The sequence below is a fragment of the Myxosarcina sp. GI1(2024) genome (assembly GCF_053543375.1).
Map to the genome: position 1 here is coordinate 240,360 of NZ_JBKGTY010000007.1, position 13,433 is coordinate 253,792.

Annotated in this window: 9 protein-coding genes, 1 tRNA gene and 4 pseudogenes; 6 read left to right on the top strand and 8 right to left on the bottom strand. The window is 42.1% G+C overall.

What is annotated here, in order from left to right; translation table 11 throughout:
- Positions 1-109: 109 nt before the first annotated feature.
- Positions 110-742: pseudogene (locus ACLFKQ_RS22785) on the bottom strand (magnesium chelatase subunit ChlI family protein); the annotation flags it as partial.
- 48 nt (positions 743-790) lie between these two features.
- Between ACLFKQ_RS22785 and ACLFKQ_RS22790 the strand changes: the two are divergent.
- Positions 791-1,933 carry an IS4 family transposase gene (locus ACLFKQ_RS22790; protein ID WP_448998311.1) on the top strand — a complete coding sequence of 381 codons (1,143 nt, stop codon included), beginning with the start codon at positions 791-793 and terminating at the stop codon, positions 1,931-1,933.
- Between the two features lie 19 nt (positions 1,934-1,952).
- On the opposite strand, the pseudogene ACLFKQ_RS22795 reads toward ACLFKQ_RS22790, so the two are convergent.
- Positions 1,953-2,918 (bottom strand): annotated as a pseudogene (locus tag ACLFKQ_RS22795) (YifB family Mg chelatase-like AAA ATPase); the annotation flags it as partial.
- 180 nt (positions 2,919-3,098) lie between these two features.
- On the opposite strand from ACLFKQ_RS22795, the gene ACLFKQ_RS22800 reads away from it, so the two are divergent.
- Positions 3,099-4,037 (top strand): glutathione S-transferase family protein, encoded by a 939-nt coding sequence (locus ACLFKQ_RS22800; protein ID WP_449002008.1) that lies wholly within the window; start codon positions 3,099-3,101, stop codon positions 4,035-4,037.
- 15 nt (positions 4,038-4,052) lie between these two features.
- On the opposite strand, the gene ACLFKQ_RS22805 is transcribed toward ACLFKQ_RS22800, so the two are convergent.
- Positions 4,053-4,807, bottom strand: a protein-coding gene (locus ACLFKQ_RS22805) for an IS5 family transposase (RefSeq protein WP_448998612.1) whose coding sequence is annotated in 2 segments (ribosomal slippage) — positions 4,053-4,484 and positions 4,487-4,807 — 753 coding nt in all. Because the reading frame shifts where the segments join, the coding sequence is not laid out codon by codon here.
- Positions 4,808-4,931: 124 nt separating this feature from the next.
- Here ACLFKQ_RS22805 and ACLFKQ_RS22810 point away from each other — a divergent pair.
- Positions 4,932-5,435 (top strand): annotated as a pseudogene (locus tag ACLFKQ_RS22810) (IS1 family transposase); the annotation flags it as partial.
- Positions 5,436-5,549: 114 nt separating this feature from the next.
- Here ACLFKQ_RS22810 and ACLFKQ_RS22815 read toward each other — a convergent pair.
- Positions 5,550-5,620 (bottom strand) — tRNA-Gly (locus ACLFKQ_RS22815).
- 350 nt (positions 5,621-5,970) lie between these two features.
- Between ACLFKQ_RS22815 and ACLFKQ_RS22820 the strand changes: the two genes are divergently transcribed.
- Positions 5,971-7,317 (top strand): glycerate kinase type-2 family protein, encoded by a 1,347-nt coding sequence (locus ACLFKQ_RS22820; protein ID WP_449002009.1) that lies wholly within the window; start codon positions 5,971-5,973, stop codon positions 7,315-7,317.
- A 92-nt stretch (positions 7,318-7,409) separates the two neighbouring features.
- On the opposite strand, the gene ACLFKQ_RS22825 is transcribed toward ACLFKQ_RS22820, so the two are convergent.
- The gene (locus ACLFKQ_RS22825; RefSeq protein ID WP_449002010.1) at positions 7,410-7,799 is read right to left on the bottom strand and encodes a response regulator; all 390 of its coding nucleotides are present in this window, start codon (positions 7,797-7,799) and stop codon (positions 7,410-7,412) included.
- 167 nt (positions 7,800-7,966) lie between these two features.
- Here ACLFKQ_RS22825 and tnpC point away from each other — a divergent pair.
- Together tnpC and ACLFKQ_RS22835 are read left to right on the top strand one after the other, a co-directional pair.
- Positions 7,967-9,425: pseudogene (gene tnpC, locus ACLFKQ_RS22830) on the top strand (IS66 family transposase).
- Positions 9,426-9,708: 283 nt separating this feature from the next.
- Positions 9,709-10,260, top strand: coding sequence for a PAS domain-containing protein (locus ACLFKQ_RS22835; protein ID WP_449002011.1), 552 nt, complete (start codon positions 9,709-9,711; stop codon positions 10,258-10,260).
- 44 nt (positions 10,261-10,304) lie between these two features.
- On the opposite strand, the gene ACLFKQ_RS22840 is transcribed toward ACLFKQ_RS22835, so the two are convergent.
- The 3 genes from ACLFKQ_RS22840 to ACLFKQ_RS22850 form a co-directional block, all read right to left on the bottom strand.
- Entirely contained in the window at positions 10,305-10,982 is a 678-nt protein-coding gene (locus ACLFKQ_RS22840) for a response regulator transcription factor (protein ID WP_449002012.1), read from the bottom strand.
- Between the two features lie 98 nt (positions 10,983-11,080).
- Positions 11,081-11,422 (bottom strand): sensor histidine kinase, encoded by a 342-nt coding sequence (locus ACLFKQ_RS22845; protein ID WP_449002013.1) that lies wholly within the window; start codon positions 11,420-11,422, stop codon positions 11,081-11,083.
- A 7-nt stretch (positions 11,423-11,429) separates the two neighbouring features.
- The coding region (locus tag ACLFKQ_RS22850; protein WP_449002014.1) for a sensor histidine kinase at positions 11,430-13,433 on the bottom strand (2,004 nt) is incomplete at its 5' end.

A 13,433-nucleotide genomic window follows, 5' to 3' on the forward strand; every position in this document is an offset into this window, starting at 1 on the left:
TTGTTAGTCGTTAGTGGTTAGTTGCAATACTTTTCGTACGATTGACGCTGCTTGAGTTAGTCTCTTTTGTTTACTACCAACTACTAACTAATAACCTACTAACTTGCAGCTACTGCATCCGGTCGATAGTCCGATACTGAATTGCTTCGGCTAGATGGTGGCTTTTGATGTCTGCATCCCCGGCTAAATCGGCAATCGTCCGAGCTACTTTTAAGACTCGATCCATCGCTCTAGCTGATAGACCCAGCTTGCGGATCGCCCCTTCTAATAAATTGCGACTGGCATCATCTAGCTGACAAAACTCCCGTAGGTGCCGCGATCGCATTTCCGCATTACAGCTTAGATTCGACTTATCTTGAAAACGGCGACGGGCGCGATCGCGAGCGGCGATAACTCTTTCTCTAACCGACTCAGAATTTTCACCCGTGATTTGTGCCGTCATTTCTTCTGGCTTGAGGCGATTGACACCCACCTGGAGCTCGATGCGATCCATTAAAGGTCCCGATAACTTTGCCCAATAGCCCTCTCTTTGTCTGGGAGAGCAAGTACAATTTTGAATCGTATCGCCAAAGTAACCACACGGACAGGGGTTAGTGCTAGCAACCAATGTAAAGCGAGCCGGAAAAATCACTGACTGCCTGGTGCGAGAAATAGTGACGTAACCATCTTCGAGTGGTTGGCGCCTGACGGGGTGACAACCCTGTGAGAAGTCAGACAGTGTAGGGAACAGAGACAACCTATGGTAAAAAAGATTCGGTCAGTTATTGAGAATCCGACCGAACCCTAAAAAATGTTAAACCAATTGTACCGCAATCATCTTTCACGTTATCTGAGTGATGACCAACTAATTACTTTGGAAGTGCTGGTATACCTTATCCAGACCTACAAACAAGTAAAGATAGAAAGACTAGCTGCATACTTCCCTTTACCAATTAAATATGAGAGCCGTCGTCGCCGAATCCAAAGGTTTTTGAAGTCCTCAGCTTTATCAGTTTCGTTAGTCTGGTTTCCCATAGTCAAAGAAGTAGTTCAAAAGAAATTCTTGCCAGACCAGACAATTTATCTAGTCTTAGATAGAACTCAATGGCAAGATAAAAATCTGTTCATGGTTGGAGTAGTGATGGCGAAAAGAGCTTTGCCTATATACTGGCAGTTTCTAGAGAAGAAAGGAGCCAGTAACTTCGCTCAACAAAAAGCCATATTACGTCCAGTATTGAAGCTGTTTAAACAACACCAAATCGTTATTTTAGGAGACAGAGAATTCCAGAGTGTTGAACTAGCTAAGTGGCTGACCCAGCAGCAGGTCTACTTTGTGCTTCGACAGAGAAAGAGTACGAAGATAATGGTAACTCAATTAGGTTTTACTCCCTTAAAAGACCTAGACGTTAATCCAGGAGACCAACGGTTTTATCAAGAAACTAAAGTCACTCAACTGCATCAAGTTTCGGGGATTTATTTAGGGGTCTATTGGCGACGTATTTACCGAGGCATGGGGGCAAAGGAACCCTGGTATCTGCTGACAAATTTACCCAATTTACCTGAAGCTGTCAAAGCCTATAAAAAGCGCGTAGGGATTGAGGCGATGTTTAAAGATTGCAAGTCAGGTGGCTACAATCTCGAGGGGTCGCAAGCTCAGATTGAACGCCTTACTCGTCTAGTTTTGCTCATCGCCATTGCTTACACTCACTCGGTGTTCAAAGGACATACTCTTAGCCTTCGAGGTCAGTCTAAATACATCGGTCGCCATCGAAAAATTAAACAATCTTTGACTCGCAACAGCTACTTTTGGCTTGGTTTATATGGTAGTAGCTGGCTGGTTTCATTTACCTTGATGAAGGAATGGATAAACAAATTGATGTGGCTCAATCTCAATAAGCTGCCTTTTTACCAGAGGGGTCTACGAGCTATGTTTATTATCCAGCAATCTTTCTAGCTCCCTTGTCACCCCTTCAGGGTTGGCGCAAGTATTCTAAAACGTTCCGTTTGAACTCCGTGAGTTCGTCCAGAAATAAGACTCCCTTGTGGGATAGAGAAATTTCCCCAGGGCGAGGAAAACTACCGCCACCCACTAGAGAGGGTCCCGATGCCGAGTGATGGGGACTACGGAAAGGTCTTTCAGTAATCAAACCACCGCGATCTTTGAGCAACCCCGCTACCGAATGAATTTGAGAAACTTCTAAAGCCTCTGTAAAAGACAAGCTAGGTAGTATTCCTGGTAAACGTTTGGCTAACATTGTTTTCCCACTGCCAGGTGGTCCGACAAAAATTAGATTATGTCCCCCCGCCGCAGCAATTTCAAGAGCGCGACGAGCGTGAATTTGTCCTTTCACGTCTTTGAGATTGGCATAACTGTTGTAAAATGTTTGCTCTGGGGATTTCTCTTTTACCGTCACTGGTTGATATCGTTCGGGGCGATCGAGAAAGCTGGCTACTTCTTTAAGATTTTGGAAACCATAAACGGCGAGATTTTTGACTACAGCGGCTTCCTGTGCGTTACCTGCGGGTACTACCAAACCCGTAATGCCTAACTTTTGGGCGGTAGCAGCGATGGGCAATACTCCCGATACCGACCTCAAAGTTCCGTCTAAGGAAACCTCGCCATAAAATAAGTAGTCTCCTAGCAATTGAGGGTTAACCTGTTCGGAAGCAGCTAAAATTCCTACACTAATAGGCAAATCGAAACTAGGTCCTTCTTTGCGTAAATCGGCTGGAGTCAAGTTAATCACGATTTTACGCACGGGAAAAGCAAAACCGGCATTCTTTAACGCCGCCCTCACTCTTTCCTTAGACTCCTGTACTGCCGTATCGGGCAACCCAACCACGATAACTTTGGGCAAGCCTCCAGATATATCTACCTCTACCCCTACCTTAATCGCATCAATCCCGGCGATCGCCGCACTCCAAACTCTTGCCAGCATGAACTACTCAATCATTACATCCCTTCTAGCCTATGCTCTCTAGCAGTAATGACCTAACCGCAAATTTACTAGTATTTTTAGATAGCGAGTTTAGAATTTAATTTAATACCACTTCCGACAGAGAAGGTAAGGCGATCGCAATATTTACAATTTTTTGGTTAGCAAAATAGGAGCGAGATTATGGCAACGGGCATGATGATCGATGGTAAATGGACTAATGAAGAGTACGAACAAGATGAAAAAGGGCGTTTTCAGCGCAACCCTACTAGCTTTCGCGATCGCATTACTGCTGATGGCTCTAGCGGGTTTCCTGCTGCTGCAGATAGATATCATCTTTACGTTTCTTACGCCTGTCCTTGGGCACATCGTACTTTAATTATGCGTAATTTGAAAGGACTCGATGATGCGATCGGCATATCTGTCGTCGATCCCCTGATGGCGAAAGATGGTTGGGAATTTTCCGATTTTCCGGGTGCAATTCCCGATACTGTAAATCATACAAGTTACTTGAGAGAAGTCTACGCTAAAGCTGACTCTAACTATACAGGTAGAGTTACCGTACCGGTTTTATGGGACAAACAAACTTCGACGATTGTCAACAATGAATCCCGCGAAATCATCAGAATGTTCGATAAGGAATTTGAAGCGATCGCTAAAAATAAAGTAGATTTATGTCCGGAAGAGTTACGCTTAAAAGTAGACCAAGCGATCGACGAAATTTATCAGCCCATTAATAATGGCGTTTATCGAGCGGGGTTTGCGCGATCGCAAGAAGCTTATGAAGAAGCGGTTACAGAATTGTTTGCGGCTTTAGATCGTTGGGAAAAAGTTTTAGATAAACAACAATATCTCTGCGGCGACGTGCTTACAGAAGCCGATCTCTGTATGTTTACTACTTTGCTCCGTTTTGATGTAGTCTATTACGTTCATTTTAAGTGCAATTTCCGTCACATTTGGGATTATCCCAACTTATGGAAGTATCTGAAAAAAATCTATCAGCATCCAGGAGTCAGAGAAACTTGCAACTTAGAACATATCAAGCTGCATTACTATCAAAGCCATCCTCATATCAATCCTAGTGGTATCGTTCCTCGAGGACCGATTATTAGTTTTGACTAGGTTCTGTTGACACAATTAACGCAACCAAATTAAAGCCGAAGCAAATTCGGCAAATCCCAAATAACATTCGTCAGTTTTGTCAAAACGGCTGAAAACGCGACGATAGTATTTAAGTTTGTTAAAAAAGCACTCAACTAGATGTCGCTCCTTGTACAGATGTGAATCGTAATCTCTAGGGTTGAGGCGACCAGAACGAGGCGGAATCACGCCTTGAGCACCAGTTTCCTCAATCAAGACCACAAAAGCATCACAATCATAGCCTTTATCGGCAATTACCTGTTGAGCTCGATAACCAGCCACCAATGCCTCTCCTTGACTGATATCGGCGGTTTGCCCTGGAGTCAGAAGCAACCGCAGCGGATTGCCCAACGCATCTACCACAGCATGTAACTTGGTACTAAATCCGCCACAAGAACCTCCTAAAGAGTGTTTTTCTGACCCCCTTTTGCTCCTGCTGCACAGGGATGAGCACGAATCATGGTGCTATCGGGAATTAAACTTTCTAAGTCAGCAGAGTGGGACATTTCTTGCAAGAGACGATGCCAAACTCCCTTCTGACACCAACGCCGATATCGTTTGTAGAGGCTGTTCCAGTTGCCAAAACGTTTGGGTAATTCACGCCATTGAGCACCTGTGCGAGTAATCCAGAGAACCGCATTCAGAAAACGACGACAAGCTTTGGGGTCTTTGATACGGATGTCTTGTTGGTGGCTCAGAACAACGAAAATTTGCTGCCAAGCAGAATCGTCCAACTTAACACGAGATTTCATGAAGAATTTTTTGACTAAAATCAGCAACTTCAGGTACTTTCTCATCTTTGCCTCTTTACGTCAACAGAACCTAGTTTTTAACAGGGAAAATTGATAATTGTAATCTTTAAATCAACGTCACACCCAAAAAAAGGAAAAATTGACTATGCAGTGTGATGAACTATGGTCATTTGTAGACCATAAAGGTAATAAACAGTAGGTCTGGTTAGCTTTGGATTCCAAGACTTGTGAAATCATTGGGGTGTACATTGGCGATTGGCTTTGCCACTGCGCGTAGCGCAATCGCAACGAACAAGCAGCCCGAAAACTATAGAATTCCTTACCTCCTGTCTATCGTCAATGTGCAGTTGCTTACACTGATTTTTGGGCAGCTTATGAGACGGTACTTCTAAAAAACGCCATCAAGCAGTGGGAAAAGAAACAGGGAAAACAAGTTACATTGAAAGTTCAACAATACCCTTAGACAACGAGTATCTCGATTAATACGAAAAGCGGCGAGAACCTGCGTCGCCTTAAGGCGCAAGGGAACGCTCGCCAAGACACCTTGTCATTTTTCAAATCACTAGAGAATCATATCGGTGCTATCTGGTACTTTGTGCATTACTATAATGCTTCATTACATCTTTAGCACTAGCAAAGTTTTAATGAAGTAAGAGATTGAGGGCAAATCAGGTGCAATAATAGAAACACTGCCTGTTTTGCTCTTTGATAAAAAAGGTTAAAGCCGTATTTTAACTTAACAAGCGGGTGGCGGGAATCGAACCCGCGTCATTAGCTTGGAAGGCTAAGGTCTTACCACTACACAACACCCGCATCAAAACTAATGGAATTTTCATCTTAGCATAAAAATTTCGAGAAATCAGGAGAACTGGGAATTCAAAGTCAAATAGTGTTGGCATATTCCTCATCTGTCGAACTAGATTAAAATCTTGATTGTTTCTTGATTTCGTCCCCCCATTCTCGGATTCTGATTTAAAGTGACAGACAAGGATTCAAATTATGGCGATCGCGCTTAGGAATCAGAAAAACCTAAGCTAGCCATGTTTTTCAAAATATGTCGCAATACAATTTATCTCTGGTTGAGGATCTTGATAACATTCATTAAAGCTCACTCATCATGAATTTAAGAATGAGCCTTTGGCTCTTCAAGTCAAGAAACGCTTATGGATTTAAACCAGCTACATTCCACTGCTTTGGAGATCTTTTTGGCGGGAGTTCAAGCCGCTAATCCTGAAACTGCTGTCAAAAAATATCTCACTCGCTCCTTAACTTCTAATCGCCTGTCCATTATCCTATCCAATGGGGAACAACGGTCTCAAACTTGGTCGAAGATTCACTTAATTGCTTTTGGTAAGGCTGCTGGCGCTATGGCAACTGCTGCCCAAGAAATTCTTGCCTCTGACCCTACACTAATGGCTTCCCCAGGCATCGTGGTAACGAATTATGAAAATGTTAGAGAAGTTCCCCATTGTCGAGTGTTTGGAGCGGGACATCCTACGCCCGATTTAAACGGTTATCGTGCAGCTCGACACATCGTCCAAAAAGTGGAAGAGGCTAGTTCTGGAGAGTTAGTATTGGTTTTGATTAGTGGCGGAGGCTCGGCGTTAATTCCCTATCCTCGCTATCCTGTAAGCTTGGCTGATAAAATTACCACAACTAAACTTTTACTAAGCTGTGGTGCCACGATTAACCAAGTCAACTGTGTTCGCAAACATTTGTCTTTACTTAAGGGTGGTGGTTTAACTCGCTTGGCGAAACCAGCAGCGGTTCACGCTTTGATTTTATCCGATGTGATTGGGGATGAAGTTAGTGCCATTGCCAGTGGTCCAACGGTACCCGACCCTACTACTTTTGAAGAGGCGGTCGAGATTTTAAAACCAGTATGGCAGCAAGTTCCAGAAACAGTACGTCAATACTTAGCAGCAGGACGACGAGGGGAAGTTCCGGAAACGCCGAAAGAAAACGAGCCACTCTTTGTCGATACAGGGTATACAATTATTGGCAGTAATTCCATCAGTGTCAATGCACTGATTAAAGCAGCTCAAGATAAAGGAATTCAACCTCTTCTCTACAAAGACCAACTAACAGGAGAAGCCAGCCTGGTTGCCCAAGATCTAGTAAATTTTGCTCTCCAGCAAGAGCGCGATGCTCCTCTAGCGATTTTAGCGGGCGGAGAAACTACTGTCACTTTAAATCAGAATCCGGGAATGGGGGGACGAAATCAAGAAATGTCTTTAGCTTTCACCCTCGCGGCAAGAGAAAAGAGCTTGAAGGGAGATTGGGTGTTTTTGAGTGGGGGTACTGATGGTAGGGATGGTCCGACAAATGCTGCCGGTGGTATGGTCGATTCTACAACCCTGACGCGCATTCGGGAGCCAGAAAGTTATTTAACCAACCATGATGCCTATCACGCTTTACAACAAGGAGATGCTTTATTACAAATAGGAGCAACAGGAACCAATGTTGCCGATCTACAAATATTATTATTGTTGCCGACTTGTGAGCCTTAATCGGGAGTAAACTGCATTTAGCTATTCCGTTGTGGCTCGATACTTCTGAATTAATTTCTCAAACAACAGCTCAAGCTTTGGTGTTATCTTAATTATGCTCGAGCTACATTAGAGTTGGCTTTAGAGTCTAGATTGGTCATTAAATGTTTTTGACTACTTTCGAGCTTATCAGTAATTAAATCCCTAGCTAAATCCAGAACTTTATCTGCTTCTATTGGTTTGCTAATGAAAGCGGAAGCTCCAACCATTTTGGCACGCATTCTATCAATAATTCCGTCTTTTCCTGTTAATATAACCACTGGAATATTACAAAGTTTCGAAACTCGTTTGATTTGCGTACAAACTTCATAACCATTCATAATTGGCATTCCAATATCCAAAAAAATCAAATCTGGCGTATTAGTAATAAGAGTAGGAATTGCTTGAATCGCTTCGTTAATATCAAAAAAATCATAATTAGCTTTAGATAGAATTTTCTTCATAATTTGACAAACTTGCTTGCTATCATCAATACACACGACTAATGGTCTGTTATTAATAGCTCTCAAATTGTCTCCGAGCGTTTTTTGAAGTGATATAAAATTGGTAAGAGGTAAGGATTCAGGTATCAGGGTTGACAAAAAGGAAAAAGAGATTAAAGTAGCCAATAATGAGCGAAGCTAATCACCCCTTCAAAGCCGAAGAACTGCGCCAGTTGTCCAATGAGAAACTGGCAGAAATCGTGACTACCCAACAAAAGCTGATTGAGAAGCTAGAAAAAAGAATAGAACAACTGGAACAGAGCCTCAACCTCGACAGCCAAACCTCATCGAAACCCCCTTCAACTGACTTGCTGAAAAAAAGCGAGAGAAAACCAGAAGTAGGGTTGGAAGAAGCCAAAAAAGAGACAAAAAGAAAACCAGGAGGACAACCAGGACATCAAGGGAAGACGAGAAAAGGATTTGGGCGTGTAGACCGCTACGAAGTATTGAAACCGACCATCTGCTCCAACTGTGGAAATCAACAATGGAAGACTAAGGGGGTACGAGTAGATACTCAACAGGTAGCCCAGTTGGTGGCAAAACCGATACAAGTCGTAGAGTACCAACGTCATCACTGTCAATGCGGCAAGTGTGGAGCAATAGAGGCAGCTCGACGGTCTCCCACAATGATTCCAGGTCAAGACTTGGGAGTCAGACTACAGGGGTTACTTTCCTGGCTGGGAAACTATGCTCATATGTCCTATGCTAAACAGCAAGAACTGTTGTGGGAACTGGGAGCAATAGAAATTAGTAGGGGAACTTTAGTTGCCACCAATGAACGAACGAGTACAACAAGCGAGTATCAACAGTGTTGAAGGGTTGAAAAAGTCGATTAATTCAGAGCATCCTCCTCTACATTGTGACGAAACCCCCTGCTCAGTTAAAGGAGTCAAAGAATGGCTCTGGGTTTTAGCTGGGTCAGAGTTCTGCCTGTTTCATGCCGGCGATACTAGAAAACGCAGAGAATTGGAAGCTGTATTAGGAGTATTCTATGATGGAGTTTTGATTAGCGACGATTTTAGTGTCTACAACGGCTATTCAGTAGCAGGACAACAAAAGTGTTTGGCTCATCTACGTCGTCATTTTCAAAAACTGTTAAAGACTAAAGGGGTAGATAACCAAGAAATTGCTACCACCTTTCTGTCTCTAATTGATGAGGCATTTAAGCAACATCGGGTTTGGCGACAGACCCATCAGGAAAGCCACTATCGAGATTGGGCAGAGGATTTCCGAAGGCGAGTGACTAGCGCAATTAAGACTTGGCTCAAGAATGCTGGTCATGAAGCTGGAAAACTGCTACGTTCGCTGCGTGATAAGGCGGAGCAATGGTGGTATTTTCTGACACATCCTCAGATACCCCCCGACAATAATCTAGCTGAACGATGTTTGAGAACTGCTGTAACCAAGCGGAAAGTTTGTGGTGGCTCTCGTTCCATCGAACGGTTTCAACATACAGCCAACCTGCTGAGTGCAATTCAATCTTGTCGTTTGCAAGGACGTTCGGTGATTACTTTTTTTCAACAGACTTTACAAGCTACAGTTGGACATTGTTCTTATCCTTCTCTTATTCCTCATGCTTGCACCTGAATCCTTACGTAGTATTTTATTAAACGAAGTACGATGATTTTTTAGTTTTGCCGGTATTGTTTTTAGATAAAAATCAAAAAAGAAAATTTAGAATATTTATAAATCTAATAACCAAGTTAAATAGTCAAGGTGAAAATAGCAGGTATGAAATCGAGAAAAAATCGGGAAAATTGCAAAATTTTTATTTAGCTGCGATCGCGATCGCAGCTAAATAAAAATTTATCGGTAACTATGGAAATAAAAACTATTTAGTTTTCAATAAAACAGCATTCTTAGTTCTAAAATGTACGAAAATGAAACTTTTCAGCAGCTAGATTCTTCAGCAGCATTAAATACTTTAATAGAGCCCGAGTTTTTAGCAGATAGTCAAATTCTTCAAGTGGAACTAGAGCAATTTTTTCAGCTTTCGAGCGATCTGCTTTGTATTGCTGGCACTGATGGCTATTTTAAACATCTCAATCCCGCTTGGACAAAAATTCTTGGCTATAGCAAAGCTGAACTATTGGCAAAACCTTACTTAGAATTCGTTCATCCTGAAGATCGCTCTGCTACCATCGCTGAAGCCAAAAAACTAAAAACGGGTTGTCAAACTGTAGAGTTTCAAAATCGTTATTGTTGTAAAGATGGCTCTTATCGCTGGTTGAGTTGGAATTCAACCGTAGTTACCTCAAAGCAACTAATATACTGTATTGCCCGCGATATTACTGAAAGCAAAGAACAGGAAAAAGCCTTCAGAGAAAACGAACGACAGCTTAGACTGGCTTTTGAAGCAGCCGGCATGGGAAGCTGGAATTGGAATATTCAAACTGGACAGATTAGATGGTCTGATAATTAGATGTCTATTTGTTATTAATTTTCCTAAATTGAATAATTCTGCTTTTAATCTTGGGATTTGAGACGATAGCCTAAACCTCGAATGGTTTCGATATAATCATGAGGCGCACCGACCGCTCTTAACTTTTGACGCAAATATTTAATATGAGCTTTAACTGCTTCTTCACTAGGAGGCTCATTAGTTGCCCAAAGATGACTCACAATAGCAGGACGGCTTAAAACTCGTTTACCAGTGCGAAGAAAAAGTTCTAGTAAAGAAAACTCTTTAGGAGTTAGGTCTAACTTTTGACCTTGATAAGTAACTTCGTGGGTGCTCGGTTCTAAACTTAAATCTCCCCACACTAAGTTAGTCTCAGCAGAGACATTACCCCGCCTCATTAAGGCTCGGATTCTTGCCATCAACTCCAGTAGATCCACGGGCTTAACTACATAGTCGTCAGCACCAGCATCTAAACCGAGTACTTTATCAGTATTGGCATCGCGAGCCGTCATCATTAAAATGGGAACCGTATGACCGTGAGAACGCAAAAGTTTGCATAATTCAATTCCATTTAGTTTGGGTAAATTGACATCCAGTAAAATTGTACGATAATCTTCTCTGCTGGCTTGTTCCCAGCCCATTTCGCCGTCGTGAACTATGTCAACAGCATAACCATAATCACTTAGGGCTTCTGCCAAAACTTCAGCCAAACCAATATCGTCTTCAACTAATAAAAGTCTCATTAAACAATTTTCGTTCAAAAAACAGCAAGGACAAATTGATTTTGGGTTATCGTAGCCCTCACAAAATCGATTGAGTATGATAAGTTTACCCAGAACAATTAAATTTGCGATCTCAGTCCCTCATTAGTAATAGGAATTGAGACGAGAAAGGTCGTTCCTGTTTGTGGAAAACTTTCCCAAGTGATATTTCCTCCCTGAAGCTCAACACATCTTTTAACAATCGCCAACCCCAATCCTGTGCCATCAATTTTGCCCACGTTCTCACCTCGATGGAATGGTTCAAATAAATGGGCTTGGTCTTGTAAAGGAATGCCGATTCCTCGGTCTTTAACAGTAAATATGACCGATTCAGCTTGAAGTTTTATTTCAAAATCAACTTTCTCTCCCTCAGGAGAATATTTAACTGCATTGGAGAGGAGATTAACTAAAATTGAATGCAAAAGTTTTTCATCTAAATAAATCTCCTCGTTGCGATTGCCTTGGTAAACTAAGGAAATCCCGCAATTTTCTTGTTCTCTCAGTTTTGACTTCTTCTAAAATTCGATCGCAAAATTGGTGTAAATTTAGTGTTTTTGGTTTAATTTCAACTTTTTCTGCCTCGGCTCTAGCAAGCATTAAAACCTCCGTTAACAATTGAGTAATTTTTCGAGCAGAATTTTTAATCCGGTGAAGGTTGCGTATTTTTTTAGCATCAAGCCATTCAGGTTCTGAATTTTCTAACACTTGAGTGGCAAAAGTAATAATGCTGAGGGGAGTACGAAATTCGTGGGAAGCCATAGAAAAGAAACGGAGTTTGAGTTCGCTCATTTTTTTTTCTTGCTCTAAAGCTCGTTTAATTTCCTCCACGTTCCGTCGTTCGGTAATGTCGGTGAGAGTTCCGATATATCCTGCCACGCTTCTATCCGATGCAGTTTCAGGGATCGCTTGACCATAAATCCAAGTAATCTTGCCATTGGGACGAATAAATCGATACTCAGCAGTAAAGGGAAGATAGTTTTGGGTGGTTCGATACCACTCGGTCAAAATGCGATTCCGGTCTTCGGGATGTAAGGTTTTTGCCCAACCCCCTCCAGATGCTTCTTCTATTGTCATTCCCGTAATCTCAGACCAGCACTGATTTACGTAGAAACAGTTTCCTTCAGCATCAGTGAGAAAAATACCTACTGGTACGGTTTCGGTGAGAGTAGCCCAGCGTTGCTTGCTATTAGAAAGTGCTTCGAGTAAATTACTCTGCCCTAGAGCAATTCCAATCTGATTGGCGATTTGTTTTAAGAGATCGATTTCCCAATTAGACCAATTTCGAGTATGGGAACATTGGTGAACTACGATGGTTCCCCAGAGTTTTTCGTGCAGCAGCAAGGGAATGACTAACTTAGATTTTACTCGAAACTGACGTAGAAAAGCAGTAAGACAATGATTTTCAGCCAAATTCTCAACATTTAAGCTATAGAGTCTACCCTGTGGATATTTAATGAGGTATTCATCGTCCAGACAATCGTCACGAAAACCACGCTCGATAACAGAGTCCCATCCCGATTTGACAGTTTCTCGAACTACGTATAAAGTTTTTGGGACTTCTAGACGTAAAATTAGAACTCGGTCGGCATCGAGTAATTTTTGTAACTCATCGGTGGTAGTTTTTAAAATATCTTCTAGCTGCAAAGACTGACGAATTTTGAGAGAGATCTCGGTAAATAACTGAGAGCGCCACATTTGAAGCTGCATTTTCTCTTCTGCCAGCTTGCGGTGGGTAATATCTCGTTGAACTGATATCCAATGAGTGTACCAACCTCGTTCATTGGCTACTGGAGCGATGTTGATCTCTACCCAAAACTCAGAACCATCTTGGCGATAGTTAATCAATTCAACTCGAACCGACTGCCAATTTTCTAGAGCATGGCGAATTTTATCGAGTTCTGAGCGTTGAGTTTTATCTCCCTGAAGTATACGTGGACTTTTTTGTCGTACTTCTTCAAGGGTATAACCTGTCATATTTGTAAAGGCTTGATTAACGTAAATAATTCGCGGTCCTGGTTGCTCAATCGGTTCGGCTTCGGCAATTAAGACTGCGTCATTGGCTTTGATTACTACTGATTCGAGCAGCCGCAACCTTTCTTCTTTGAGTTTGCGCTCTGTGATGTCAAAATCTACACCCGACATCTGAATCGGCTGTCCATTGCGATCGTAAAAAACTTTTCCTTGGCTCAAAGCCCAACGGATTTGTCCATTGGGATAAACAACTCGAAATTCAATATTGTAGTCTGCTCCAGTGGCGACAGCATTCTCAATTGCCTTTAGCACGCGATTACGATCTTCTGGATATATTGTAGAAACGAACGTTTCGTAAGAGCCATCAAACTCTCCTGGTTTTAGCCCGAATAAAGCTTCCAAATTATCAGGGTATGTAAAATAAATTGTGTCAAAGGTCAAAACACACTCTAATAAATAGAA

Coding starts and splice junctions, on each gene's coding strand:
- ACLFKQ_RS22825 (WP_449002010.1), bottom strand. CDS start 7,799: ATGAAGAAAATTCTATCTAAAGCTAATTATGATTTTTTTGATATTAAC.
- ACLFKQ_RS22800 (WP_449002008.1), top strand. CDS start 3,099: ATGGCAACGGGCATGATGATCGATGGTAAATGGACTAATGAAGAGTAC.
- ACLFKQ_RS22820 (WP_449002009.1), top strand. CDS start 5,971: ATGGATTTAAACCAGCTACATTCCACTGCTTTGGAGATCTTTTTGGCG.
- ACLFKQ_RS22835 (WP_449002011.1), top strand. CDS start 9,709: ATGTACGAAAATGAAACTTTTCAGCAGCTAGATTCTTCAGCAGCATTA.
- ACLFKQ_RS22840 (WP_449002012.1), bottom strand. CDS start 10,982: ATGAGACTTTTATTAGTTGAAGACGATATTGGTTTGGCTGAAGTTTTG.
- ACLFKQ_RS22790 (WP_448998311.1), top strand. CDS start 791: ATGTTAAACCAATTGTACCGCAATCATCTTTCACGTTATCTGAGTGAT.